Genomic DNA, 24547 nt, shown 5'->3' with positions numbered 1-24547 from the left:
TTTCAAAAAGCGTTCAGCCCAGCAGGCTGTCCGCGTCCACATAGGCATAGCCAAGGCCGTGCGCCACCGCTTCGTAGGTGACGTGGCCGAGACAAACGTTCAATCCGTTCTTCAGGTGCGGGTTGGCTTTCAGCGCTTTCTGCCAGCCCTTGTCGGCCAGCGCTACCGCGTGGCCGATGGTTGCGTTATTCAATGCGAAGGTCGACGTGCGGGCGACGGCGCCCGGCATGTTGGCCACGCAGTAGTGGATCACGCCGTCGACCACGTAGGTCGGCTTTTCGTGCGTGGTGGCGTGCGAGGTTTCGAAGCAGCCGCCCTGGTCGATGGCGACGTCCACCACCACCGCGCCCGGCTTCATGCGCGCGATCATGTCCTTCGTCACCAGCTTGGGCGCAGCCGCGCCGGGCACCAGCACGCCGCCGATCACCAGGTCCGCATCGAGTACCGCTTCCTCGATCGAGTGCGCGTTCGAATACATGGTGGAGATGCGGTTGCCGTAGATGAGGTCCAGCTGGCGCAGGCGGTCGATGTTCTTGTCCAGGATCGTCACGCGTGCGCCAATGCCGACCGCCATCTGCAAGGCATTGGTGCCGACCACGCCGGCGCCGATGATGGCGACGTGGCCTGGCGCCACGCCAGGCACGCCGCCCAGCAGCAGGCCCATGCCGCCCTTGGATTTTTCCAGGTGCGCGGCGCCGGCCTGTATCGACATGCGTCCCGCCACTTCGCTCATCGGCGCCAGCAGCGGCAAGCCGCCGTTGGCGCCGGTGATGGTTTCGTAGGCGATGCAGACCGCGCCCGATTCCAGCAGCGCCTTGGTCTGTTCCGGGTCCGGCGCCAGGTGCAGGTAGGTGTAGAGGATCTGGCCCTTGCGCAGCATCGCGCATTCTTCCGGCTGCGGCTCTTTCACTTTGACGATCATCTCGGCGCGCTCGAAGATTTCGGACGCCGTGTCGATGATGGTGGCGCCCGCGCCCTCATACATCGCATCGCTCAAGCCGATGGCGACACCGGCGTTTTTTTGTACAAGTACTTGATGGCCACGCAATACGAGTTCCTTGACGCTGGCCGGGGTAAGGCCAACTCGGGACTCCTGGTTTTTGATCTCTTTTGGGACGCCTACCAGCATGGTGTTCTCCTCGTTAGTTTAAGTTTTTAAGTACCGTCGTCAGCTTTCCAAAAAGTTCGTCGATGTGTTTTTTCTCCAGCACCAGCGGCGGCGACAGGGCGATGATGTCGCCGGTGGTGCGTATCAAGACACCGTCCGCAAAGGCCTGCTTGAAGGCGGCGAAGGCGCGCGCGCCCGGCTTGCCGGCGATAGGCGCCAGCTCGATGCCGGCGATCAGGCCGATGGTGCGGATGTCGATCACGTGCGGCAGGCCTTTGAGCGAGTGCACCGCATCGGCCCAGTACTCGGCCATGCCGGCCGCGTGTTCGAGGATCTTCTGTTCCTTGAACACTTCCAGCGTCGCCAGCGAGGCGGCGCAGGCGACCGGGTGGCCCGAGTAGGTATAACCGTGGAACAGCTCAATGCCGGCCGGCGCTTCCATGAAGGCGTCGTGGATGTGTTTTTTGCTGAACACCGCGCCCATCGGAATCACGCCGTTGGTCAGGCCTTTGGCGGTGGTCATCATGTCCGGCTCGACGTCGAAGTAGTCGGCCGCGAAAGGCGTCGTCAAACGGCCGAAGCCCGTAATCACTTCATCGAAGATCAGCAGGATGCCGTGCTTGGTGCACAGCTCGCGCAGGCGTTTCAGATAGCCCTTCGGCGGTATCAGCACGCCGGTGGAACCGGCCACCGGTTCGACGATCACCGCGGCGATGGTCGATGCGTCGTGCAGCGCGACGATGCGTTCCAGTTCGTCGGCCAGCTCGGTGCCGTATTCCGGTTCGCCGCGCGTGTAGGCGTTCTTCTCCAGGTTGTGCGTGTGCGGCAGGTGGTCCACGCCGGGCAGCATCACGCCGTAGGGCTTGCGGTTGCCGGCGATGCCGCCGACCGAGATGCCGCCGAAACCGACGCCGTGGTAGCCGCGCTCACGGCCGATCAGGCGCGTGCGGCTCGCTTCACCGCGCGCCTTGTGATACGCCAGCGCGATCTTCAGCGCCGTGTCCACCGCCTCGGAACCGGAGTTGGTGTAGAACACATGGCCGAACTTGTGGTTGGTGTACTCCATCAGTTTTTCGGCCAGGTCGAAGGCGGCCGGGTGGCCCATCTGGAAGGTCGGCGCGAAATCGAGCTGGCCCACCATCTCGCGCACGGCGGCGACGATCTTCGGCTGAGCGTGGCCGCAAGGTACGCACCACAGGCCGGCGGTGCCGTCCAGGATGCTGTTGCCGTCGACGTCCTTGTAGTACATGCCTTCCGCCGATACCAGCAGGCGCGGATGGGCTTTGAAATCGCGGTTGTTCGTGAAAGGCATCCAGAAGGACGCCATCGATTCAGGTCTGGACTCGTTCATGCTCATCTCCTGGGAACTAACTTGCGGATATTTTTGACGAACCGTAAAAAAATTTACCAGTTGGCAAAATGATGATGCAATAATAGACAGCGCAACAACTATGGCACAGATACACAAATATCAAAACTGTCCAACCGTACTGGCAACAAAAACACTACAGTTTTGATTTCGGCAGTCATTGGAGTCAAGGATGGAAGCAGCGAATTCTGTGATCGATCAAGCGGACTGCGCGCCCGATGCCGGCGGCTGGCCGGTGCTCGCCATAGAGCGCAGCAGGAAGGGCAGCCTGGTCGACCAGATCGTCTCGGCCATCAGTGGTATGGTCGGCCGCCGGGAGTTGCGCGTGGGAACGAAAATGCCCTCGGTGCGGCAATTCGCGAAGTGTAATGGCATCAGCACCTTTACAGTTGTCGAATCCTATGACCGTCTGGTGACGCTGGGGCTGTTGTCCTCGCGCCGCGGTTCCGGCTATTTCGTGGCCCGCCAGGACGTTCCCGCAACACTGCTGCCGTCGATGCTGCAGGTGACGCCGACCGCCATCGACGCCCTCACCCCCGACCTGTATTCCGGCACCTCGGACGCACTGGCCGTCGGCGCCGGCTGGCTGCCGCCCGAGTGGTACGGCGAAGACACCATCCTCGACGCCGTACGCCACGCGATGCGCATCCCGGCCAACCGCCTGCGCGGCTACGGCCACCCGCTCGGCTTCCCCTCGCTGCGCCAGCAGTTGTCGGCCACGCTGAGCGACGAGCTGTTCCCGGTCGAGCCGGAGCAGGTGCTGCTGACCCACGGCGCCACCCACGCCTTCGACCTGATCCTGCGCACGCTGACCAAGCCGGGCGACACCGTCTTCGTCGAAGACCCCGGCTACAGCAACCTGCTGTCGCTGATACGCCACCACGGCTGCGTGGCGGTCGGCATACCGCGCGGCGAGAACGGCCTCGATTTCGACGCGCTGGCGCGGCAGGCCGCGCAGACCCAGCCCAAGCTCATGTTCGTCAACACGGTGCTGCAAAACCCGCTGGGCACTTCGCTCAGCGTGGCGCAGGCGCACCGCCTGCTGGGCGTGGCCGAGCAGTTCGACTTCTGGCTGGTGGAGGACGACATCTACCGCGAACTGGCGCCGCGCGGCGAGGCATCGCTGGCGGCGATGGATGGCCTGCGGCGCGTGATCCGCGTCGGCAGTTTTTCCAAGACCCTGTCGCCGGTGCTGCGGGTCGGCTCGATCTGCGCCTCGGCCTCGCTGACCCCCGAGCTGCTGCGCGTGAAGATGCTGGCCGGGCTGACCACTTCCGAGATCAACGAGCGCGCCGTCTACCACGCCATCACGGCGCGGCCCTACAAGCGCATGGTGGAAAAGCTGATCGCGCAACTGGAGGCCGGCCGCGAACGCGCCATCGACAGCCTGCGCAGCGCCGGCATGGAGCCGCTGGCCAAGCCGCGCGGCGGCATGTTCGTCAGCGCCGGCTGGAGCACCGCGCCCACCGCCGAATGGAACGGCAAGATCATCGCCGACCTGGCGCTCAAATCCGGCATCCTGCTGTCGCCGTGCGATTTCTTCATGCTGCGCGCGCCGGAATCGATCTGGTTCCGCTTCAACGTGGCCTACACCGACCATCCTCAACTCCTGACCTTCCTGAGACTCACATGCCGACAGCAAAACTGAATGCAGAGCCAGCGCCGAAGATCAAACGGCGTGTTCTCAACCGCGACAAACTGGAAGCGGACATCGCCGCCGAAGCGGTGCGCGTGTTCGCCGAATGCGGCTACGAAGGCACGTCCATCGCCACCGTGGCGGAGAACGCCGGACTGTCGAAGCAGAACCTGATGTACTACTTCCCGACCAAGCAGGCGCTGTATCAGCGCGTGCTGGACGAGGTGCTGGACGAATGGCTGGAACGGATGGAGAACCTGGCCGCCGAGGACCAGGATCCGCGCGACGTGCTGCGCACCTACATTCAGGCCAAGCTGCGGTTCTCGCGCGAGCAGCCGTGGGCGTCGCGCGTGTATGCGATGGAAGTGATCAGCGGCGCGCAGTTGTACGGCGCGCAGATCCAGAGCCGCGTGGTGCCGCTGCTGCGCAAGGATATCGAGGTGTTCGAGAAGTGGATCAGCGCCGGCAAGGTGGCGCCGATCAATGCGACGCATCTGCTGTTTGCGATCTGGGCGATGACGCAGTCCTATGCGGACTTCTCGGCCCAGATGGCGCTGGTGTTGAACCGCAAACAGCTGACGAAGAAGGACTTCGACGATGCCGAGCAGGTCATCGTCGATATGGTGCTGTCGGCGATCAGCGTGCCGCAGCCTGCTTGCGGCGACGCGCCGTGAGGCCGATCAGGCCCAGGCCGGCCAGCATCATCGCATAGGTTTCCGGTTCCGGCACCGGCGCGATGTAGCCGGCGACGTTGATCGGCTTGAAGTAATGGTTGGCGTTGATCTGCACCGACGACAGCCAGGAATCGACAATCACGTTGCCGTTGATGACGCCGCTGCCGCCATTGACCGTGGCCAGTGGCGCCAGGATGTTGGCGGTCAGGCCGGTGTGCACGCCCAGGTCGGTCGCCTGGTAGAAGTTGAACAGCACGTTGTAATTCTCAAAGCCCTGGTAGCCGCCACTGAAACTGCCCTTGTCGCCGCTGACGTTCATGATCAGGGTCGAACCGGCGGTCAGATTGCTGAAATTGAAGTAGCTCACTTTGGACAGCGTCTTGGCGTCGACGTTGAACACTTCCACGCCGCTCTTGCTCTTGGTGCCGGCGATGTTCAAGCCGCCCCACTGCTCGGTCGCGGTGCCGGTGCTGGACAGTTTCGACAGCGAGGTCGAAGTGGTTTTCAACTGGCTGGCCAGCGCGCCCATGTTGACAGGCGACTTGCCGGTCTGGATCTTCGAATATACGTCGACCTGCTGGGTCACGCTGGTTTTGCCGCCGACAAAGGTATCGCCGTTCTTGATCGAGCCGCTGGTGAATTTCAGGTCGCGGCCGACGATCAGCGAATAGTGGCCGAAGGCGTCGACGTTGTTGGCGTTGACGGAGTAGCTGCTCAACTGCACGTCGCGGCCGGCCATGATGGCGCCTTCGACGTCGGCGCTAGGCGCCTTGAAGTCGGTGAAGGAAAACACATTGGCGCCGTGCAGACCCAGATCCAGCACGGCAGCCTGCGCGCTCCCCAGGGAAGCAATTGCAAGAACGACAGCGGAAACAGCGGTTTTAGTGACAGCGACCATGAATAATTCCTTGATAGCAATTTAAATTACTTCAAGGATATCACGATTTGTTGCCCTCAGAAACTATTTTAAGTTTTTTTTGCGGCAGCGCAGCATCGTTCCCGACTGCCAAACATACTAAAACGCCACGCCCTCGTGAAAGTCCGCTAAGCTGGCAAATCGTCCCCACACACCAGAACCAGCATGCCCAGCTTCGAACCGTTCCAGCTGCACACCGCCCGCATGACCCTGCGCTTTGTCGACAGCAACGACGCCGACGCGTTGTTCCGCCTGTTTTCCGATCCCGTGGCCCTGCGCTACTGGAGCAGCGGCCCGTGGCTGCACGCCGCCCAGGCCGCCGACAACATCGAGCAAACCCTCAAGGGCTACCAGGACGGCAGCGCGCTGCGGCTGGCGATGGTGCTGCCGGACGGCGAGCTGATAGGCACCGTCACGCTGTACGCCTTCGACCGCCGCAATCACCGCTGCGAGATCGGCTACATGCTGGCGCGGCCGCACTGGGGCAAACGCTATATGCAGGAAGCGCTGGCGGCGCTGATCGCCCACGGCTTCGGCGCGCTGGAACTGCACCGCATCGAAGCCGATATCCATCCCGACAACATTGCCTCCGGTCGCATCCTGGAGGGCCTGCATTTCCAGCGCGAAGGCTTGCTGCGCGAGCGCTGGTTTGTCAGCGGAGAAATCTCGGACAGCGTGATCTACGGCCTGCTGCGCAGCGACTGGAACGCTGCAACAGGCGTTACGCCCGAGCACTGATTTAGATGCCGCTTATCCGGCGGAACAACCGGCCATCCCGCCCAAACCGCAGTTGATCGGAATCCAGTACGGCACAGGGGAAGGCTTTGATACAGTGATTCCATCGCAACGATTTTGATGGAGAAGCAAATGAGCAAACTGAACAGCCAGGCCGTGATGGATCTGATGGAAGAAATCTTCCGCGCCTTCGCCCAGACGGTGCGCTACGGCGTGCGGCTGGTGCAGCGCATGTCGCCGCCCGCCCTGCTGGGCGCCGCGCTGATCCTGGCCTTCATCCTCACCATCCTGCCGCTGGCGATGGTGCTGTTCGCCTTCTTCCTGGTGCTGAAGATTGCCGTCGGCGCCTGCGTGGTCGGTGGCCGCCGCCAGCGTCGCCGCCAGGAGCACCAGCAATGAAAAAACGCGGGCTGGCCAAGGCCGGCTATGACAACGCCAAAAGCCTGCTCGACATCATCCGCGAGATAGGCGAAACCGCCACCAGCATGTGGTGGCGGTTCTTCGACTGGTTGGCCCAGGTCGAATGGCGCAAGCTGATGATGGTGTGGCTGCTGTTGCTGCTGTTCGGCCTGACGCCGTTCGGCCTGCCCAAGCAGACCGTCGCCTTCATCGCGCTGTCGCTGGGCCTGAAGGTGCTGGCCGGCGGCAAGCGCAAGGCCGAGCTGGAGGCGCACCACGCCACCAGCCACGCCGACGAGGAAGGCATGGAGCGGCGCCTGATCGAGGCGCGCATGGCGGCATTGCAGGCGCAGGTCGAACCGCACTTCCTGTTCAACACACTGGCGCTGATCGGCCAGCTGATCGAGACCGATCCGCCGCAAGCCGCGCGCATCCACCAGAACCTGATCGACTATCTGCGCGCCACGCTGCCGCAGATGCGCGCCAAGGGAAGCGGCACGCTGGGCCGGCAGATCGACATGTCGCGGGCCTACCTGGCCATCATGCAGGCCCGCATGGGCTCGCGGCTGGCGGTTTCGATCGACGTGCAGCCGGAAATGCTGAGCGCCACCTTCCCCGTGATGATGCTGCAGATCCTGATCGAGAACGCCATCAAGCACGGCCTGGAGCCGAAGATAGAAGGCGGCCGCATCGACATCCGCGCCAGCGTCGACGGCGCCATGCTGCAGGTGGACGTGATGGACGACGGCATCGGTTTCAATCTGCACGCCGGCGACGGCATCGGCCTGGCCAATGTGCGGGAGCGCCTGCGCATCCTGTACGGCAACCGCGCGCAGCTGGTGATCGAAGCGCCGCTGACCGGCGGCACCCGCGCCAGCATCCGCATCCCGTATGCGCCCGATATTTTTGCCGGGAGTTCGAAATGAATATCGTCACGCCCAACGGCCAACGCCGCGCCACCGCGCTGATCGCCGACGACGAAGAACCAATGCGCCGCCAACTGCGCGCACGGCTGCTGGAAACCTGGCCTGGGCTGGAGATCGTCGCCGAAGCGGCCAATGGCATCGAAGCCGTGGCGCTGGCCGGCCAGTATCAGCCGGACATCGTGTTCCTCGACATCCGCATGCCCGGCCTGTCCGGCATCGAAGCGGCGCGCATGCTGTTCAACCGCTGCCACCTGGTGTTCGTGACGGCCTACGACCAGTATGCGATCGAAGCCTTCGAACAGGGCGCGCTGGATTACCTGCTGAAGCCTGCCGGCGGCGAGCGCCTGAAGACCACCTGCACGCGGCTGCAATCGCTGATCGGCCAGCAGCCGTCCAACATCGAACGCCAGCTGAGCCAGCTGCTGTCGAGCCAGAGCAAGCCGTCCGCCAAGCCCGATTATCTACGCTGGATACAGGCGGTGGTCGGCAGCAATCTGCGCATGATCAGCACGCGCGAAGTGCTGTTCTTCCGCGCCGATGAAAAGTACACACGCGTACAGACCGCGCAATCGGAAGTATTGATACGCAAAACACTGAAGGAGCTGGCCGACGAACTGGACCCGGACGAATTCTGGCGCATCCACCGTTCGACGCTGGTGCGGGTTGATGCCATCGAAGAAGTCACGCGCGATTTGCGCGGACGGCAGATGGTCAAGATCCGCAACTTCGACGAGCAACTGGAAGTCAGCCGAGGCAATACCCACTTGTTCCAGCAAATGTAATCCCCGTCTGATCGTTATCAATATATACTCCCTTTTCCCATCCGTCCGCATCAGTCCGGCGAACGGATGGGGTCTGAAATCGATCGAATCTGTTCCATACCAAGACAGGGGAGAAAACGATGTCCAGCATACCCAAGCAAACCCGTTGCAACGTCATACCATGCATGCGCTATCGCGACGCGCCGGCCGCCATCGACTGGCTGTGCACCACGTTCGGCTTTGAAGCAGCGCTGGTGGTGCCCAATGAAGACGGCAGCATCGCCCACGCGCAGCTCAGCTTCGGCAACAGCATGATCATGCTCGGATCGGTGTTCGACACCGAATTCGGACGCCTGATGAAACAGCCTTCCGAGATCGGCCAGTTCAACACGCAGAGTTCCTACCTGGTGGTCAACGACGCCGACAAGGTGTACGCCCGCGTGAAAGAGGCTCGCGCCGAGATCCTGCTCGACATTAAAGACGAGGATTACGGTGGACGCGGCTTCACCTGCCGCGACCCCGAGGGTCACATCTGGAGCATCGGCACTTACGATCCGGCGGATTGAGGGGACGATCATGGGACGTCCGGTACATTTTGAAATCCAGGCAAGCCAGCCGCAGGTGCTGATCGATTTTTACAGCGCGCTGTTCGGCTGGAGTTTCAACAAGTGGGAAGGCGGCGAATACTGGCTGATCGACACGGGCGACGCAGCGCAGCGCGGCATCAACGGCGGCCTGCTGCCGCGCCAGGGCCCGGTGCCCGCAGCGATGCAGAGCGTGAACGCCTTCGTCTGCACGGTCGATGTCGAAAATCTGGACGACACGCTGAAGCAGGTTGCAGCCTTGAAGGCGGAAGTGGTGGTGCCGAAAATGCCCATCCCCGGCATCGGCTGGCTGGCCTACGCCAAAGACCTGGACGGCAACCTGTTCGGCATGATGCAGGCTGACGACAAGGCGGCGTAGCAGCTCAGGCCAGCGCGGCGATCAGGTCCTGGTCCGCTACCTGCGTGGGGCGGATGCGGATGATGTTGCGGTATAACGGCGGCATGGCGGCGCACATCGCTGCCAGTTCGTCTTCCGGCATGCCCGGCAACACGTACTGGAATTGCGTCGGATTCTTCAATGGCAGCGGGCCTTCCATCGTCGAGCCGTAAGCGCCCAGGTTCATGAAGCTGATCGCTCCGCTGTCCGGCCCCTTGGCAAAGACGAAGGTGCCGTCTTTCGGATGGCCGAGATACTGGCGCACCTCTTCCTGCTGCGCCGGCGTCGCGCCGGCCATCAGCTTGTAGCGCAGTTGCGCGTAGGCGCGCGTGGTTTCCATGAAGGCGCTGCGGATGCCCGACTGCGACATCCGGCCCGGCATGCACAGCAGCAGATTGCCGAACGAATCCAGCAAGGCCACCGCATCCCCTGCTCCGCCATGTTCGCGGTCACGCGCCATCGCCTGCTGCAGGAACGGCGCAAGACCGGCGTCCGGCTGCTGCGGCGTGCAGCGGTAGGCCAGCGCATCCGGATACAGCTGCTTGAGCGCGTGGACGATGGCGTGGTCGGACGCCAGCGTCATCGGGCATTTCAGTTGATGCTGCGGCAAATCGGTGTTGAACAGCTCCATCACCTCGCCGGACGTGGCCTCAAACACCAACGAGCATAAGGCCTGCGTCGGTTCGGAGATGGTTTTGCCGATGAAGAAGGACTTCGGCGCCGCGCCCGAACTGGCGCGCGTGTACAGCGAAGAACCAAGGATGGCCGGATAGCTGAACGCCGCTTCGGCTTGCGTCCGCAGCGCCGGCGGCAGCGCGCTGAAGGTGGCGCTGGCGTCATAGTTGATGCCAGCGCTTTTGTCCGGCGCCGCCACCACCACGTTAAAGCCGCCGGCCAGGATCGCACCGCTGCACATGCAGCAGGGATCGAGCGAGGTGACGATGGTGACGTCCTCCGGCGCAGGCAGTTCGCGGCCCTTGGCGCGTTCGGCGTAATACCAGTCGATCAACTGGCGCTCGCCGTGCGCGGTCGGGTCGAAGATCAGCCCCTGCTTGATGACGTTGTTGTGCAGCGACTGCAGCACGTTGCCGTGCTGGTCGAGCATCAGGCCGCCGACACCGAAGGTGCCCTGCGTTTTGGCGGCAATCGCCTCCGACGCCGCAATCGCGACGGCGGCCTGCACATCGATGGTCTTCTTGAAAGCCAAGTTTACTTCTTCTTCAAATCAGCGCCGCCGAACGCGTTCGGCAGTTGTTCGGCTGCGGTGGTTTCGTAGATGTCGCCTTTGAGGTTAGTCAGCAGCACCGGCAGCTCATTACCGCCCAACTCCAGGATCACCTGGCGGCATGCGCCGCATGGTGCGATGGGGCCGTCGGTTTCGCCGATGACGACCAGCTGGTCGAAATCGCCCTGCTTGTAGCCGTGGGCGAAAGCGCTGAAGAAAGCGGTACGCTCGGCGCAGTTGCACAAACCGTAGGAGGCGTTTTCCACGTTACAGCCGTGGAAGACCTTGCCGTCGTTGGTCAGCAGTGCAGCGCCGACCTTGAAGTTGGAGTACGGCGTGTAAGCCTTCAGGCGCGCGGCGGCGGCTTCGGCGATCAGTTCTTGTTTGTTCATGTCAGTTCCCTTTGCCCCGTCATTCCCGCGCAAGCGGGAATCCATGCTGAGCGTGCTGTCACGCGGCCTATGGATTCCCGCCTGCGCGGGAATGACGTTGTTATACGTTATGGACGAATCGTGCGGTAGATGACCGGGTTCGCGGCCGGTGCTGCGCCAGCGATCTGGTAGGCCGCCTGGATTTCGCGGATCGCCTGATCCGCTGCTTCCTGCGTGCGCGCGTGGACCATCGCCAGCGGCTGGCCTGCTTCGATCTTGTCGCCCAGGCCAACCAGCCCGGTCAAGCCGACAGCGAAGTCGATCGGATCGGCAGCGCGACGGCGGCCACCGCCCAGCGACACCACGGCCAGGCCGATCTCGCGGCAGTTGGCGGCGGCAGCGTAGCCGGAAACCAGCGCAGGCGCCGGCACGATGATAGGCGAACGCTCCAGGTACTTGTCCGGATTGTCCATCAGATCCGCCGGGCCGCCCAGCGCCACCACCATGCGCGAGAAGCGCTCGGCGGCTTCGCCGCTGTCCAGCGACGCTTGCAGCTTGGCGCGCGCCTCTTCTTCGGTCGCGGCCAGTTTGCCCAGCACCAGCATCTCGGCGCACAGCGCCATTGTCACTTCGTGCAGACGCGCAGGACGCGATTTGCCGCTCAGGTAATCCATCGCGCCGCGCACTTCCAGCGCGTTGCCGGCGTATGGCGCCAGCGATTCGTTCATGTCGGTCAGGATGGCCGAGGTCATCATGCCGGCGCCGTTGCCGACCTTGACGATGCTGTCCGCCAGCTCCACCGATTTTTCGTAGGTCGGCATGAAGGCGCCGCTGCCAGTTTTAACGTCCATCACCAGCGCATCCAGGCCGGCCGACAGCTTCTTCGACAGGATGGAGCCGGTAATCATGGCGACCGATTCCACGGTCGCGGTCACGTCGCGCACGCCGTAGAAGATCTTGTCCGACGGCGCCAGCGAAGAGGTCTGGCCGATGATGGCGACACCGACTTCCTTGACCACTTTGCGGAACAACTCATTGGTCGGCACGGTGGTGTAGCCGGGAATGGAGTCGAACTTGTCCAGCGTGCCGCCGGTGTGGCCCAGACCACGGCCGGAGATCATCGGCACGAAGCCGCCGCAGGCTGCAACCATGGGGCCGAGCAGCAGCGAGACCACGTCGCCGACGCCACCGGTGGAGTGCTTGTCGACCACCGGACCTGGCAGGTCCAGCGAGCGCCAGTCCAGCACTTCGCCGGAATCGCGCATCGCCAGCGTGAAGGCCACGCGTTCGTCCATGGTCATGTCGTTGAAGTAGACCGCCATCGCCAGCGCGGCGATCTGGCCTTCGGTGACGCGGTTCGAGGTGATACCGCCGACGAAGAACTGGATCTCTTCAGCGGTCAGTACGCCGCCGTCGCGCTTCTTGCGAATGATCTCTTGAGGTAAAAACATGGAATTCTCCACTTGATAAATACGGTATTTAAAACGTCATTCCCGCGAAGGCGGGAATCCATAGAACGCGTCAAAGCACGTTCAGCATGGATTCCCGCTTTCGCGGGAATGACGATGCCAGGGTTCCGTGACGTTTAAACGCCGTATGGAATCCAGACGTTTTTAACTTGCGATGCGTGTGCCAGTACTGCGCGGCCACCCGATTGCGCGGTGCTGTACCAGTCGCGGCCTTTGGCGCCGCCGACCCAGGTACGCTTGAGCGAAGTCGCCGACAGACGCTCCACTTCCGCACAGCCCTCAGCCGAACCATCGTGACGCCATACCGCGTCGATGTCCGAGTGCGTCGCCAGCGTGCGCGCCAGTTCGTCCGCCGAACCGGTGATGATGTTGACCACGCCGTCCGGCAGGTCCGACGTATCGAACACCTGATACAGATCGGTGGCCGACAGCGGATGCGCTTCCGACGGCACCACCACCACGCGGTTGCCCAGCGCGATAGCCGGCGCCACCAGCGAGATGAAGCCCAGCAGCGGCGCTTCGTTCGGGCAGACGATGCCGATCACGCCGACCGGTTCATTCAGCGCCACGGTGATGCCATGCATAGGCGGCTGGTGCGCCAGGCCGTCGTACTTGTCGGCCCATGCTGCGTAGTAGAACAGGCGCTCGATCGACGCCTGCACTTCTTTTTCCGCGTTCTTCGAACCGGTCATGGCAGCGATGCGGGCTGCGAATTCCTCGCCGCGGGCGGCCAGGTTTTCTGCGATGTAGTACAAAACCTGCGCGCGGTTGTGCGACGTGGCTTTCGCCCAGCCGCCAGCCTTGTGCGCTGCTTCCACTGCATTGCGAATGTCCTTGCGATTGCCTTCGCCGACTTCGGCGATGAAGGCACCGTCGGCGCCGTGGATGGCGCGGCTGTAGGCGCCGTCAGGGCGTGCCTGCTTGCCGCCGATGTACAGCTTGGCGGTACGGTCGATGGCGAACGCGCCGCCCGCTGCCGGTGCGGCTGCCTTGGCTTTGGCCTTGGCTTCCACCACAGGCGATGCAGGACGCGCATCTTCCGATTTCGCGGTCAGGTATTCGTACATGCCTTCGCGGCCGCCTTCACGGCCAAAGCCGGATTCGCGGTAGCCGCCGAAGCCGCAAGCGGCGTCGAACTGGTTGGCGGTGTTAATCCACACCACGCCGGCCTTGATCTGCGGCGCGACGTCCAGCGCCAGCGAGATGTTCTCGGTCCACACGCAAGCGGCCAGGCCGTAGACGGTGTTGTTCGCCAGTTGCACGGCTTCCGGCGGAGTGCGGAAGCTCATCGCCACCAGCACAGGGCCAAAGATTTCGGCCTGCGCCACGGCGGCGGAAGTCGATGCGCCGGTGATCAGCGTTGGAGGGAACCACGAACCGTTGGCCGGGATCTCGCACTTAGGCTGATACACCTCGCAACCTTCGGCGCGAGCCGAGTCCACCAGGCCGGCGATGCGCTGCTGCTGCACCGGATCGACCAGGGCGCCGATGTCCATCGACTTGTCCAGCGGCGAGCCGAGGGTCAGCTTGTCCATGCGGGCGCGCAGCTTGGCCAGGAATTTATCCTGTACCGATTCCTGCACCAGCAGGCGCGAACCTGCGCAGCATACTTGTCCCTGATTGAACCAGATCGAATCGACCAGGCCTTCAACGGCGGCATCCAGGTCTGCATCGTCGAAGACGATGAACGGCGACTTGCCGCCCAACTCCAGCGACAGCTTCTTGCCGCTGCCTGCGGTGGCAACGCGGATCAAGCGGCCTACTTCGGTCGAGCCGGTGAAGGCCAGCTTGTCGATGCCTGGATGGTTGACGATGGCTTCGCCCACGCGGCCATCGCCGGTGACGATGTTGACCACACCGGCAGGCACGCCGGCCTGCACGCAAATCTCGGCGAACAGCATCGCGGTCAGCGAGGTGAATTCGGCCGGTTTGAAGACGATAGTGTTACCAGCGGCCATGGCCGGTGCGATTTTCCACGACAGCATCAGCAGCGGGAAATTCCACGGCACGATCTGGCCAACGACACCGACGGCGCGGTAGTCCGCGAATTCCTCGGCTTGCAGTTGCGCCCAACCGGCGTGGTAGTAGAAGTGACGCGCCACCAGCGGCAGGTCGACATCGCGGGTTTCGCGGATGGTCTTGCCGTTGTCCAGCGTCTCCAGCACGGCGAACAGGCGCGCGTGCTTCTGCATCAGGCGGGCCAGCGAGTACATGACTTTTGCGCGGCCATGGCCGCCCAGTGCCTGCCAGCCCGGCTGCGCGGCGCGCGCGGCTGCCACGGCGCGATCGACGTCGCTGCCGGTGGCCTGGGTCAGGTCGGCCAGCTTGGCCGCATCGGCTGGGTTGGTCGAGGCGAACAACTCGCCCGGCTCGCTCCACTGGTTGTCGATGAACAGGCCGAAGGTGCGGCCGTGCTGCTCCAGCCACGCTTGCGCTTCTTTCGTGCTTTCCGGTGCTGGGCCGTATTCCATGGTGTTCAGGATCTCTTTGATGGTTGGCATAACGTGTCCGTATTCTTAAGGTTGCGCGTGGCGATGTGCGGCGGAGTAGTTGCCGGTCACATAGTGCTCAAGCTGGCGTTCGATGTCGGTCAGCAGGCTGGATGCGCCGATGCGGAACAGGTGTGGCTCCAGCCACTCGTTGCCCAGTTCTTCCTTCATCAGCGACAGGTACTGCAGCGCGGCCTTGGCCGTGCCGACGCCACCCGCCGGCTTGTAGCCGATCTTGAAGCCGGTCTGCTCGTGGTAGTCGCGAATCGCGCGCACCATCGTCAGCGATACCGGGATCGTCGCGTTGACCGGCTCTTTGCCGGTGGAGGTCTTGATGAAGTCCGCGCCGGCCATCATGCAAACCCACGAAGCCTTGGCCACGTTTTCCAGCGTGACCAGTTCACCGGTCGCCAGAATCGCCTTGACGTGCGCTTCGCCGCAAGCCTTGCGGTAAGCCAGCATCTCGTCGTACAGCGCTTGCCAGTTGCCCGTCAAAACGTGCTGGCGGGTGATGACGATGTCAATCTCGGTCGCGCCCGCGGCCACCGACAATTCAATCTCGCGCACCTTGGTTTCCATACTGGTCAAGCCAGCCGGGAAGCCGGTCGACACGGCGGCGATAGGCAGGCGGCCTTGCAGCACCTGGGTCGCCGGCTTGATCATCTCGTGGTACACGCAGACGGCGCCGGTGGTCAGCTTGTAGTCTTGCAGGCCCAGTGCCTCGACCAGGTCCGAACGCAGCGGACGCATGGCCTTCATGCACAGGCGCTCGACGCGGCCCGGCGTATCGTCGCCGGACAGCGTGGTCAGGTCGATCAGACCGATGGCCTTGACCAGCCAGGCGGCCTGGAATTCCTTCTTCACCGTGCGGCGGTTCGCCAGACTGGCGGCGCGGCGGTCGGCCGCGCTCTTGTTGATGTGGATGTGATTGATCCAGCCCAGGTCCAGCGGGACGGCTTCATTGCGCTTGAAATCGGTGATGATGCTCATAACAGATTGCTTCCGTGGGAAAGTGGTTTGACGCCGAGGTGATGGGCCAGGGTCTGGCCGATGTCGGAGAAGGTTTCGGAGATCGGCAGCTGCTGCGCCTTCACGCCCGGGCCGAAGAAGATCATCGGGATGTGTTCACGGGTGTGGTCGGAGCCAGGCCAGGTCGGATCGCAGCCATGATCGGCGGTGATCACCACCAGGTCGCCCTCTTTCAGCTTGGCGATGAACTCCGGCAGGCGCGCGTCCATCTCGTGCAGCGCGTTCGAGTAGCCGGTAACGTCACGGCGATGGCCGAAGGCCTGGTCGAAGTCGACGAAGTTCACGAAGGTCAGCGACTTGTCGCCGGCTTCTTCTTCCACCTTCATCAGCGCGTCGAACAGCGCCATATTGTCCTTGCCCTTGACCAGGCGCGATACGCCTTGGGTCGCGAAGATGTCGCTGATTTTGCCGAGGGCGATGACTTCGCCGCCGTCGTTCTTCACGTGGTCCAGCAGCGTAGGCGCCGGCGGTGCGACCGCGTAGTCGTGACGGTTGGTGGTGCGGGTGTAGTTGCCGTTGGCGCCGACGAACGGACGCGCGATCACGCGGCCGATGTTGTATGGCTCGACCAGCTTGAAGGCGATCTCGCAGATTTCATACAGGCGCTCCAGGCCGAACGATTCTTCGTGCGCAGCGATCTGCAGCACCGAGTCGGCGGAGGTGTAGATGATAGGCTTGCCGCTGGCGACATGCTCGTCGCCGTGCTTGTTGATGATCTCCGTGCCCGATGCGTGGCAGTCGCCGAGGAAGCCCGGCACGCCGGCCAGTTCCTGCAGCTTGGCGGTCAGCTCGGCCGGGAACGACGGCACGGTTTTCGGGAAGTAGCCCCAGTCGAATTCCACCGGCACGCCGGCGATTTCCCAGTGGCCGGACTGCGTGTCCTTGCCGGTCGAGCGCTCGCGCGCCGCGCCGTAGGCGGCGGTGAAGCCGTCGCGCTGTTCAAAGCCGGCAGCCCACTGGCCGCTGGCGGTATGGGCGGCAGCGGCCAAGCCCAGTTTTTCCATGGTCGGCAGCGACATCGGCGTGCCGTTTTTGGCGGCCCACTCGGCGATGTGGCCGAAGGTGTTGGCGCCGACGTCGTTGTACTTCGCGGCATCGGGCGTGGCGCCCAAACCAAACGAATCGAGCAAGAGGATAAATGCGCGTTTCATGATGATTACTCCGGTTCCGTCGTCCTCGCGGAAGCGGGGACCCATGCTGAGTATCCAAGCCAGCTCAGTATGGATTCCCGCCTGCGCGGGAATGACGCGTTAACAATGCAAAAGGGGCGGTCCAGCCGCCCCTCGGGAATCTTACGCTTGCGGCGTTTTGGCTACGTTGGCCAGGAAGCCCAGGATCACTTCGATCAGCGAGGTCGCTGCGACAGCCGCGTATTTCAGGGTCTGCTCGTGCGACAGCGGGAACGGCGACAGGCCTTCCGCCAGGTTGGTGATGGCCGACACGCCAACCACTTTCAGGCCGCAGTGACGCGCCGACACCACTTCCGGCACCACCGACATGCCGACCATGTCCGCACCCAGCGTCTTGAAGGCGCGGATTTCGGCAGGGGTCTCGAAGTTAGGACCGGCGTAGGCGATGTAGACGCCGTCGTGCAGGGTGACGTTCTTCTCTTTGGCCGAGGTGTGCAGCAGCGCGCGCAGGTCGGCGTCGTAGGCGTTGGCCATGCTGAAGAAGCGCGGGCCGAAGCGTTCGTCGTTCGGGCCCATCATCGGGGTGCCCGGCAGGTAGTTGATATGGTCGGTCAGCGCCACCAGCGAGCCCGCGTCGACTTCGGTGCGCAGCGAACCTGCGGCGTTGGTCACGAACAGCATTTCGCAGCCCAGCAGCTTCATGGTGCGCACGGCGCTGGTCATCACGCCCAGGCCGTAGCCTTCGTAGACGTGGCCGCGGCCCTTCATGCACACCACCGATACGCCCGACAGGGTTCCGATCACCAGTTCACCGGCGTGGCCGTGCACGGTGCTGATCGGGAAGCCTGGCAGTTCGTTGAAGCTGATCGTGACCGCGTCGGTCATTTGTTCCGCCAGCACGCCCAGGCCGGAACCCAGAATCATTGCGATACGCGGCTTGAAGCCAGCAGGGATACGGGCGCGAATGATGTCAGCTGCCTGGAATGGGGAATTATTAGACATGGTTATCCTCTGTTTTTCTGTTGTGGCTGGGGAAGCTGACACTATGCATCATCCTCTATATGTATGGCAAATACCATTTTTCTTAAGCATTTATACAAAACTCGTATAAATCGGCGGTATTATAAATCAAGGCAAACTTAGCCGCCGTGCGTGATTGACTTGATTTGAACAAATGTTTACCATGATGGACAAATGTTTTAGCGAGTACCCCGTGACCGACTCCTCCAAGAAGGACCAGCTCTACCAGCTGATCCGCGCCAACCCCTTTATCTCCCAGCAGGATCTGGCGGTGGAACTGCGTCTGTCGCGCTCCGCCGTGGCCGGCCACATCGCCGGCCTGATACGCGAACGGCGGCTGCTGGGCCGCGCCTACGTGTTGCCGGACAAGCGCCCGGTGATGTGCATAGGCGCCGCCAACCTGGACCGCAAGCTGCGCACCATCGCCCCCATGCAGCTGGGCACCTCCAATCCCGCCACCGCCGAGGAAGTCTACGGCGGTGTGGCGCGCAACATCGCCGAGAACCTGTCGCGCCTGAACCTGCCGACCGCGCTGCTGACCGCGCTGGGCGACGATGTCGCAGGCCGCAGCCTGCAGGACCACGCGGAACGCGCCGGCATCGACACGCGCGGCAGCCTGAAACTGCCCGACACGCCCACCGGCACCTATACCGCCATCCTCGACGACGCCGGCGAAATGGTGGTGGCGCTTGCCGACATGGCGCTGTACGACCGCCTCACGCCGGAGTTCCTGGCCAGCCGCCAGCCGCAGCGCTCCGCCGCCGCGATGACGGTGGTCGACCTGAATCTGCCGGCCGACAGCATCGCCCTGCTGCTCGATAACGCCCGCACCGACAATGTGCCGCTGGTGATCGTGGCCGTGTCGCAGCCGAAGATGGCGCGCCTGCCGGCCGACCTGAAAGGCCTGCGCCTGCTGATCCTCAATCGCGGCGAACTGGAAACCCGCGCCGGCCGCACCCTGCCGACCGAGGCCGACGTGCGCGCCGCCTGCCGCGAAGTGCAGGCCCAGGGCGCGCAGGATGTCATCGTCACCTGCGGCAGCCAGGGCGTGTTCCACACCCGCGACGGCGAGCTTGTATGGCTGGCCGCGCACCAGGTGGACGTGGTCGACGTCACCGGCGCCGGCGACGCCTTCTCGGCCGCCGTCTGCTGGTCGCTGTATCAAGGCAGCCAGGACCTGACGCTGGCCTGCCGCCGTGGCCTGAAGGTGGCAGCGATGACGCTCGAATCCCAGGAAACCGTCTCGCCGATGCTGGCCGCCGATGTCCTCGACGAGATCCACGACTTCGACCTGTCGGCGGAATACAACCCGCCGCTCTTCCCCAACAAGGCATAAGGAATCACACCATGCACCAATACCTCCTCTTCTCGCCCGAAGTAGCGGCCGCCCGCGCCGCCGGCAAAGCCATCGTCGCGCTGGAATCGACCATCATCTCGCACGGCATGCCGTATCCGCAGAACGTGCAGATGGCGCGTGAAGTCGAACAGATCATCCGCGACGGCGGCGCCGTGCCGGCCACCATCGCCATCATCGGCGGCAAGATCTGCATCGGCCTGTCGGAAGAACAGCTGGAACTGCTGGGCACCTCGCCCGACGCCATGAAGGTCAGCCGCCGCGACCTGCCCTACGTGCTGTCGCAATCGAAGCTGGGCGCGACCACCGTGGCGGCCACCATGATCTGCGCCGAACTGGCCGGCATCTCCGTGTTCGTCACCGGCGGCATCGGCGGCGTGCACCGTGGCGCCGAGACCAGCTTCGATATCTCGGCCGATTTGCAGGAACTGGCGCAGACTTCGGTGGCGGTGGTGTGCGCCGGCGTCAAGTCCATCCTCGACATCGGCCTGACGCTGGAATACCTGGAGACCCACGGCGTGCCGGTGGTCAGCGTGGGCCAGCGCGGTTTCCCCGCCTTCTTCACGCGCGAGAGCGGCTTCAACGCCGACTTCCAGCTCGACACGGCGGCCGAGCAGGCGGCCTTCATCCACACCAAGTGGCAGCTGGGCCTCAGGGGCGGCGTGGTGGTCAGCAATCCGGTGCCGGCCGACGAGGCGATGCCGAAGGCGGAGATCGACGCCATCACCGCGCAGGCCTTGCAGGAAGCCGATGCGCAAGGCGTCACCGGCAAGAACGTCACGCCCTTCCTGCTGTCCCGCATCAAGCAGCTGACCGAAGGCCGCAGCCTGGCGACCAACATCGCACTGGTGAAGAACAACGCCCGCTGCGGCGCCGCCCTTGCGGTGGCCATGCTGGCACACTGACTTCGAACCACATCGCCCAAAGAACGCCATGTCCATCGATCTGAAACAACTAAAGTACTTCCTCGCCGTCGCAGAAGAAAAGAGTTTCAGCCGCGCCGCCGAGCGCCTGCACATTTCGCAGCCGCCTTTGAGCCAGCAGATCATGAAGCTGGAGAGTGAACTGGGCGTCAAGCTGTTCGCCCGCACCACCCGCACCTTCGAGCTGACGGTGGCGGGCAAGGCCTTGATGAGCGAAGCGTCCGACCTGCTGGGCAAGATGCGCATGACCATCGACACCATCCGCCAGATCGACCGCGGCGAAGTGGGACGGCTGCGGGTGGGCATCGTCGGCTCGGCGATGTGGGGGCCGATCCCGAGTTTGCTGGAAGAGTTCCAGACCAAGTTCCCGCGCGTGAGCTGGACCCTGCACGAACTGGGTCCGACGCTGCAGTACGACGCGCTGCGCGCCAAGCAGATCGACGTCGGCTTCTGGCGCGAGCCCAAGCTGGACGAGGACGATCTGAAAAACGACAACCTGCGCCAGGAACTGTGCTTCCGCGAGGACGTGTGCGTGGCCATCAACGAGCATCACCCGCTGGCCAAGGAAGAAGCGATCGAGCTGACCGACATCGCCGACGAGCCGATGCTGACGCTGGCGCTGGACAAGTCGTCCTTCCCGCGCTATCTGATTCAATGCTGTGTGAAGGCCGGCTTCCAGCCGACGATATTCCAGGAAGCGTCCGAGCCGCAGACGTTGCTGGCGATGGTGGGTGCGGGCCTGGGAGTGGCGCTGCTGCCGGAGACCACCAGCCGCATCGGCTGGCCGGGCGTGGTGTTCCTGCCGATCCGTACCAATCCGCCGTCGGCGAATCTGTACATCACCTACACCACGCTGGACGACGCGCCGGTGGTGCGGGCTTTCCTGAACATCCTCAACCCGGTAAAGCCCGGGGTGTAAGGGCTTAGTGGGTAACGCCGCCCGCTTCGCGCATGTCCACATCGTGGGCCAGCGTGGTGCGGATGGCGATGCGCAGGCCTTCGACCATGTCCTCCAGCTTCATGCTGGCCGAACCCGGATGCGCGGCCGCCTGCTGCGGCAGGTAAGGTATGTGTATGAAGCCGGCGCGCATGGTCGTACCCCATTCATGCGCCTGATGCATCAGGCTATAGAACACGTGGTTGCACACATAAGTCCCCGCCGTCTGCGACACCGACGACGGCAAGCCCGCTTCGCGCAGCGCGTGCACGATGGCCTTGATCGGCAGCGTGGCAAAGTAAGCCGCCGGGCCGTTGGTGACGATGGGCTGGTCGACGATCTGCCGCTTCTGGTTGTCGGCGATGGGCGCGTCGTCGATGTTGATGGCGATACGCTCCACCGACAGATCGACGCGGCCGCCCGCCTGCCCTACCGCGATCACGATGCTGGGCTGCAGTTCTTCCACCGCCTGGTGCATCACCTTGCTGGCCTGGCCGAACACGCACGGCAGCTGGCGCGCGTGGACCACGAAGTCGCCTTCGTGCCAGCCTTGAAGGGTGCGTACCGCTTCCCATGAGGGGTTGATGGTCTCCTTGTTAAACGGTTCGAACCCCGTCAACAATATTATCTTTTTCATCTACTGGACTCCGATTGCTGCGCTATTTGTGCGCTACTCTACTCCAAGTCCCATGCGTCTCATATGTTCATTAGAAAATAAAGAAGTGCTATATTAGCAAGCAATAGCGGCAATGCGGTGCCCACCTGTATCTTCACGACGGCGTTCTTGTCGGGCAGTTCCAGCAGCGCGGCGGGCACGATGTTGAAGTTCGCGGCCATGGGCGTCATCAAGGTGCCGCAGTAGGCGCTGAACATGCCGATCGCCGCCATCACCGCCGGATTGGCGTGGTACACGCCGACCAGCACCGGGATGCCGACCCCGCCCGCGATCACCGGGAAGGCCGCGAAGCCGTTGCCCATGATGATGGTGAACAGCGCCATGCCGATACAGTACACCGCCACCGCCGCCAGCCGCACGTCGAGGTTGATATACGACGTGACCAGATGCGCCACCGCCTTGCCCATGCCGACCTCCGTGAACAGCAGTCCAAGCACCGCCAGCATGTGCGGCAGCACCACCGCCCAGCCCAGGTAGTCGGTCAGGCGGCGCGCCTCGCGCATCGCCTGTACCGGCGTGGAGCGCGTCATCCAGCAGGCGGCGGCCACCGCGAACATCGCGCCGCAACCGAGGCTGACCAGCGTGGTGTTCTTCGGATCGAGCAGCAGCAGGCCGCCCAGATGCACGTCCTTCAGCAAGGTCGATCCAATCATCGTCGTGAGCGGGATGATGAGCGCGGGGATCAGCAGCCGGTGGCCGAGCCGCTGCGCGCTGCTCTTGCGCTCCTCCGCCGTGCGCTCGCCATAGCGGCCCAGCGTGACGCCGCCAAAGCCGGCGATCAGCGCCATCACCACCACCAGCATGCCCGAGACCACCGGCGGCAACTGGTCGCCGGCCAGGTAGGCCAGCGCGTACAAGGCCCAGAACAAGGCGCTCGAATAGCGCTTGGGATTGTGCTTGTCGGTCAGCGCCATCAAGGCGACCAGCAGCAGCATCGCGCCCAGCACATAGAAGAAGAAATCGAGCTTGATGATCATGCCGTCTCCTTCTGCGTTTGCTTCAGCATGGCGCGGGCGATCTGCGCGTCCAGCCGGTGCACGCGCCACGAATGGATGATGAAGGCCGTCACCGCGGTCGGTATGCCCCACATGGCGATGTGCAGCGGCTCGACTTCCAGCCCTTCTCCACGCAGGATGGTCTGCATCAGCACGATGGCGCCGAAGGCCACGAACACGTCCTCGCCGAAGAACAGGCCGACGTTGTCGGTGGCGGCGGACATGGCGCGGATGCGGTGGCGCAGTTCGTCGGTCAGCGCCGGGTAGCGGGTTTCGGCCGCGCCTTCCGCCATCGGCGCGACCAGCGGACGCACCATGCAAATGTGGCCGCCCAGGCTGGTCAGGCCGAAGGCGGCGGTAAGCTCGCGCAGCGCCAGGTAGACGATCAGCAGGCGGCCGGTGGTGGCGGACTTGATGCGCGCGATCGAGGCTTGCGCATGCTCCTTCAGCCCGAAGCGCTCCAGCAGGCCGATGGCGGCCAGCGGCAGCAACAGGATCAAGGGCAGGTTGCGGGTCTTGATGAAGGCCGTGCCCATGGTGGCCAGCAGCTTCTCGACCGGCATGGCGGAGGCGATGCCGGTGACGGCGCAGGCGGCGATCACCACCAGCACCGGATGCGCGCGCAGGGCAAAGCCAAGTATGATGACGGCCACACCAAGCAGGGGCCACAGGTTAACGACGTTATGATCCACGAATCAGGCTCCATCCATTAAAAAAACCCCGCACCGCCAGTGTTTTGACCTTCATGAAGGGTAGCGGGAGATTACAGCAAAAACTCACCGGAATACACAATGAAAAAAATTGCAATCATGTTTGTGCTGGCAACCGCACTGGGCACAGTACAGGCTCAAAACGAACCCGTGGTCGGACTGTGGGAAAAGATCGCGGTGTCGGACTCCAACAGCAAGCTGGTGGCGCGCACCAACTATATTTTCGCGAACAGAAAGCTGACCGAAGAGACGGTCTTCACAGCCTTTCAGAATAGCGATCCATTGGTGACCATCTGCTGCGTCAAGGTGAAAAACCTGAAGCCGCTGGAGTTGAAAGATGTGCTGGAAAAATATCGCATGGATGAGGAATTCGTCAGCCACATGAAAAGCGTCACGGGTGCGCCTTTCCTGTACGAGGCCGTGCCGGTGGACAAAAAAGAATGGAACCCATTGATGGCCACCATCATGAGCAGCGACAAGAATGCGGACGACCTGGTCCCGTACAACGCTCCCGCGATCGCGGCCAGGCTGGGTAAGGAAGATGAAAAACTGGGCAAGCTCGAACTGGGTCCAACCAAGGCCAAGCTCAAAATGACGTATCCCAAAAAGAACAACAAGGCGATCTATCAATTCACCATCAACGGCAAGAACATCGTCCTCTCCGAAGAGACCTTCCCGCACGATTGAAGCGGGAATGACGGACCGGATTTCGCC

The 24547-nt window shown here is 63.3% G+C and carries 25 protein-coding genes; 12 read left to right on the top strand and 13 right to left on the bottom strand.

Annotated features, from left to right (window positions below; genetic code table 11):
- Positions 1-13: 13 nt before the first annotated feature.
- Entirely contained in the window at positions 14-1129 is a 1116-nt protein-coding gene (gene ald, locus GEV02_RS05055) for an alanine dehydrogenase (RefSeq protein ID WP_152836865.1), read from the bottom strand.
- A gap of 13 nt (positions 1130-1142) precedes the next feature.
- Positions 1143-2459, bottom strand: coding sequence for an aspartate aminotransferase family protein (locus tag GEV02_RS05050; RefSeq protein ID WP_152836864.1), 1317 nt, complete (start codon positions 2457-2459; stop codon positions 1143-1145).
- 190 nt (positions 2460-2649) lie between these two features.
- Between GEV02_RS05050 and GEV02_RS05045 the strand changes: the two genes are divergently transcribed.
- Positions 2650-4125, top strand: a complete 1476-nt coding sequence (locus tag GEV02_RS05045) for an aminotransferase-like domain-containing protein (protein ID WP_152836863.1) — start codon at positions 2650-2652, stop codon at positions 4123-4125.
- The gene (locus GEV02_RS05040) at positions 4107-4787 is read left to right on the top strand and encodes a TetR/AcrR family transcriptional regulator (protein ID WP_152836862.1); all 681 of its coding nucleotides are present in this window, start codon (positions 4107-4109) and stop codon (positions 4785-4787) included. The genes GEV02_RS05045 and GEV02_RS05040 overlap by 19 nt, the downstream gene beginning before the upstream one ends.
- On the opposite strand, the gene GEV02_RS05035 is transcribed toward GEV02_RS05040, so the two are convergent.
- Positions 4750-5685, bottom strand: coding sequence for a choice-of-anchor A family protein (locus GEV02_RS05035; RefSeq protein WP_152836861.1), 936 nt, complete (start codon positions 5683-5685; stop codon positions 4750-4752). The two genes, GEV02_RS05040 and GEV02_RS05035, sit on opposite strands and share 38 nt — an antisense overlap.
- Before the next feature lie 183 nt (positions 5686-5868).
- On the opposite strand from GEV02_RS05035, the gene GEV02_RS05030 reads away from it, so the two are divergent.
- From GEV02_RS05030 to GEV02_RS05005, 6 genes are all read left to right on the top strand, one after another.
- Complete coding sequence (locus GEV02_RS05030; protein ID WP_152836860.1) at positions 5869-6441, top strand: GNAT family N-acetyltransferase; 573 nt, start codon at positions 5869-5871, stop codon at positions 6439-6441.
- A 129-nt stretch (positions 6442-6570) separates the two neighbouring features.
- Positions 6571-6837: a hypothetical protein gene (locus GEV02_RS05025; protein WP_152804958.1), complete on the top strand. Its 267-nt coding sequence runs from the start codon at positions 6571-6573 to the stop codon at positions 6835-6837.
- Positions 6834-7763 carry a sensor histidine kinase gene (locus GEV02_RS05020; RefSeq protein ID WP_152836859.1) on the top strand — a complete coding sequence of 310 codons (930 nt, stop codon included), beginning with the start codon at positions 6834-6836 and terminating at the stop codon, positions 7761-7763. Before GEV02_RS05025 ends, GEV02_RS05020 begins: the two co-directional genes overlap by 4 nt.
- Entirely contained in the window at positions 7760-8545 is a 786-nt protein-coding gene (locus GEV02_RS05015; protein ID WP_152836858.1) for a LytR/AlgR family response regulator transcription factor, read from the top strand. The genes GEV02_RS05020 and GEV02_RS05015 overlap by 4 nt, the downstream gene beginning before the upstream one ends.
- Positions 8546-8664: 119 nt before the next feature.
- Positions 8665-9090 (top strand): VOC family protein, encoded by a 426-nt coding sequence (locus GEV02_RS05010; RefSeq protein ID WP_152836857.1) that lies wholly within the window; start codon positions 8665-8667, stop codon positions 9088-9090.
- Positions 9091-9100: 10 nt separating this feature from the next.
- Complete coding sequence (locus tag GEV02_RS05005) at positions 9101-9487, top strand: VOC family protein (protein ID WP_152836856.1); 387 nt, start codon at positions 9101-9103, stop codon at positions 9485-9487.
- A 4-nt stretch (positions 9488-9491) separates the two neighbouring features.
- On the opposite strand, the gene GEV02_RS05000 is transcribed toward GEV02_RS05005, so the two are convergent.
- The 7 genes from GEV02_RS05000 to xapA form a co-directional block, all read right to left on the bottom strand.
- Entirely contained in the window at positions 9492-10712 is a 1221-nt protein-coding gene (locus GEV02_RS05000) for a nucleoside deaminase (RefSeq protein ID WP_152836855.1), read from the bottom strand.
- Positions 10713-10714: 2 nt separating this feature from the next.
- A complete protein-coding gene (locus GEV02_RS04995; RefSeq protein ID WP_008445538.1) occupies positions 10715-11122 on the bottom strand; it encodes a cytidine deaminase in 408 nt (135 codons plus the stop codon).
- A gap of 107 nt (positions 11123-11229) precedes the next feature.
- The gene (gene deoA, locus GEV02_RS04990) at positions 11230-12552 is read right to left on the bottom strand and encodes a thymidine phosphorylase (protein ID WP_152836854.1); all 1323 of its coding nucleotides are present in this window, start codon (positions 12550-12552) and stop codon (positions 11230-11232) included.
- 134 nt (positions 12553-12686) lie between these two features.
- A complete protein-coding gene (locus GEV02_RS04985) occupies positions 12687-15071 on the bottom strand; it encodes an aldehyde dehydrogenase family protein (RefSeq protein WP_408014844.1) in 2385 nt (794 codons plus the stop codon).
- Positions 15072-15086: 15 nt separating this feature from the next.
- Positions 15087-16049 carry a deoxyribose-phosphate aldolase gene (gene deoC, locus GEV02_RS04980; RefSeq protein WP_070267261.1) on the bottom strand — a complete coding sequence of 321 codons (963 nt, stop codon included), beginning with the start codon at positions 16047-16049 and terminating at the stop codon, positions 15087-15089.
- Entirely contained in the window at positions 16046-17239 is a 1194-nt protein-coding gene (locus tag GEV02_RS04975; protein WP_070357937.1) for a phosphopentomutase, read from the bottom strand. Before GEV02_RS04975 ends, deoC begins: the two co-directional genes overlap by 4 nt.
- Before the next feature lie 141 nt (positions 17240-17380).
- A complete protein-coding gene (xapA, locus tag GEV02_RS04970) occupies positions 17381-18220 on the bottom strand; it encodes a xanthosine phosphorylase (RefSeq protein WP_152804975.1) in 840 nt (279 codons plus the stop codon).
- Between the two features lie 211 nt (positions 18221-18431).
- Between xapA and GEV02_RS04965 the strand changes: the two genes are divergently transcribed.
- Genes GEV02_RS04965 through GEV02_RS04955 form a run of 3 tightly spaced genes read left to right on the top strand, consistent with a single transcriptional unit; the run spans position 18432 to position 21434 of the window.
- Positions 18432-19574, top strand: a complete 1143-nt coding sequence (locus tag GEV02_RS04965; protein ID WP_328595723.1) for a carbohydrate kinase — start codon at positions 18432-18434, stop codon at positions 19572-19574.
- Positions 19575-19585: 11 nt separating this feature from the next.
- Entirely contained in the window at positions 19586-20497 is a 912-nt protein-coding gene (locus GEV02_RS04960; protein ID WP_152836852.1) for a pseudouridine-5'-phosphate glycosidase, read from the top strand.
- A gap of 28 nt (positions 20498-20525) precedes the next feature.
- Entirely contained in the window at positions 20526-21434 is a 909-nt protein-coding gene (locus tag GEV02_RS04955; RefSeq protein ID WP_152836851.1) for a LysR family transcriptional regulator, read from the top strand.
- Between the two features lie 4 nt (positions 21435-21438).
- Here the strand turns inward: GEV02_RS04955 and pcp are convergent, their stop codons facing one another.
- The 3 genes from pcp to GEV02_RS04940 are packed head-to-tail and all read right to left on the bottom strand — an operon-like array spanning position 21439 to position 23815.
- Positions 21439-22089 carry a pyroglutamyl-peptidase I gene (pcp, locus tag GEV02_RS04950; protein WP_152836850.1) on the bottom strand — a complete coding sequence of 217 codons (651 nt, stop codon included), beginning with the start codon at positions 22087-22089 and terminating at the stop codon, positions 21439-21441.
- A gap of 59 nt (positions 22090-22148) precedes the next feature.
- Positions 22149-23105 carry a DUF979 domain-containing protein gene (locus GEV02_RS04945; RefSeq protein WP_152836849.1) on the bottom strand — a complete coding sequence of 319 codons (957 nt, stop codon included), beginning with the start codon at positions 23103-23105 and terminating at the stop codon, positions 22149-22151.
- Positions 23102-23815, bottom strand: coding sequence for a DUF969 domain-containing protein (locus tag GEV02_RS04940; RefSeq protein ID WP_328595722.1), 714 nt, complete (start codon positions 23813-23815; stop codon positions 23102-23104). The genes GEV02_RS04945 and GEV02_RS04940 overlap by 4 nt, the downstream gene beginning before the upstream one ends.
- Positions 23816-23914: 99 nt before the next feature.
- Here GEV02_RS04940 and GEV02_RS04935 point away from each other — a divergent pair, with 99 nt between their 5' ends.
- A complete protein-coding gene (locus GEV02_RS04935) occupies positions 23915-24520 on the top strand; it encodes a hypothetical protein (protein ID WP_152836848.1) in 606 nt (201 codons plus the stop codon).
- The last annotated feature ends 27 nt before the right edge of the window (positions 24521-24547 follow it).

Source organism: Rugamonas aquatica (genome assembly GCF_009380215.1).
In the GTDB taxonomy this organism is placed as follows: domain Bacteria; phylum Pseudomonadota; class Gammaproteobacteria; order Burkholderiales; family Burkholderiaceae_D; genus Rugamonas; species Rugamonas aquatica_B.
Note: the sequence above shows the minus strand (reverse complement) of the source record. Positions and strands in the feature narration are given on the sequence as shown.

Excerpts from the sequence above, each read along its gene's own strand:
- xapA (WP_152804975.1), bottom strand. The coding sequence starts at position 18,220 with ATGTCTAATAATTCCCCATTCCAGGCAGCTGACATCATTCGCGCCCGT.
- deoA (WP_152836854.1), bottom strand. The coding sequence starts at position 12,552 with ATGTTTTTACCTCAAGAGATCATTCGCAAGAAGCGCGACGGCGGCGTA.
- GEV02_RS04945 (WP_152836849.1), bottom strand. The coding sequence starts at position 23,105 with ATGATCATCAAGCTCGATTTCTTCTTCTATGTGCTGGGCGCGATGCTG.
- GEV02_RS05050 (WP_152836864.1), bottom strand. The coding sequence starts at position 2,459 with ATGAACGAGTCCAGACCTGAATCGATGGCGTCCTTCTGGATGCCTTTC.
- GEV02_RS05040 (WP_152836862.1), top strand. The coding sequence starts at position 4,107 with ATGCCGACAGCAAAACTGAATGCAGAGCCAGCGCCGAAGATCAAACGG.
- deoC (WP_070267261.1), bottom strand. The coding sequence starts at position 16,049 with ATGAGCATCATCACCGATTTCAAGCGCAATGAAGCCGTCCCGCTGGAC.
- GEV02_RS04995 (WP_008445538.1), bottom strand. The coding sequence starts at position 11,122 with ATGAACAAACAAGAACTGATCGCCGAAGCCGCCGCCGCGCGCCTGAAG.
- GEV02_RS04955 (WP_152836851.1), top strand. The coding sequence starts at position 20,526 with ATGTCCATCGATCTGAAACAACTAAAGTACTTCCTCGCCGTCGCAGAA.
- GEV02_RS04935 (WP_152836848.1), top strand. The coding sequence starts at position 23,915 with ATGAAAAAAATTGCAATCATGTTTGTGCTGGCAACCGCACTGGGCACA.
- pcp (WP_152836850.1), bottom strand. The coding sequence starts at position 22,089 with ATGAAAAAGATAATATTGTTGACGGGGTTCGAACCGTTTAACAAGGAG.
- GEV02_RS05035 (WP_152836861.1), bottom strand. The coding sequence starts at position 5,685 with ATGGTCGCTGTCACTAAAACCGCTGTTTCCGCTGTCGTTCTTGCAATT.
- GEV02_RS05015 (WP_152836858.1), top strand. The coding sequence starts at position 7,760 with ATGAATATCGTCACGCCCAACGGCCAACGCCGCGCCACCGCGCTGATC.
- ald (WP_152836865.1), bottom strand. The coding sequence starts at position 1,129 with ATGCTGGTAGGCGTCCCAAAAGAGATCAAAAACCAGGAGTCCCGAGTT.
- GEV02_RS05045 (WP_152836863.1), top strand. The coding sequence starts at position 2,650 with ATGGAAGCAGCGAATTCTGTGATCGATCAAGCGGACTGCGCGCCCGAT.
- GEV02_RS05025 (WP_152804958.1), top strand. The coding sequence starts at position 6,571 with ATGAGCAAACTGAACAGCCAGGCCGTGATGGATCTGATGGAAGAAATC.
- GEV02_RS05030 (WP_152836860.1), top strand. The coding sequence starts at position 5,869 with ATGCCCAGCTTCGAACCGTTCCAGCTGCACACCGCCCGCATGACCCTG.
- GEV02_RS04985 (WP_408014844.1), bottom strand. The coding sequence starts at position 15,071 with ATGCCAACCATCAAAGAGATCCTGAACACCATGGAATACGGCCCAGCA.
- GEV02_RS04975 (WP_070357937.1), bottom strand. The coding sequence starts at position 17,239 with ATGAAACGCGCATTTATCCTCTTGCTCGATTCGTTTGGTTTGGGCGCC.
- GEV02_RS04960 (WP_152836852.1), top strand. The coding sequence starts at position 19,586 with ATGCACCAATACCTCCTCTTCTCGCCCGAAGTAGCGGCCGCCCGCGCC.
- GEV02_RS05005 (WP_152836856.1), top strand. The coding sequence starts at position 9,101 with ATGGGACGTCCGGTACATTTTGAAATCCAGGCAAGCCAGCCGCAGGTG.
- GEV02_RS05010 (WP_152836857.1), top strand. The coding sequence starts at position 8,665 with ATGTCCAGCATACCCAAGCAAACCCGTTGCAACGTCATACCATGCATG.
- GEV02_RS05020 (WP_152836859.1), top strand. The coding sequence starts at position 6,834 with ATGAAAAAACGCGGGCTGGCCAAGGCCGGCTATGACAACGCCAAAAGC.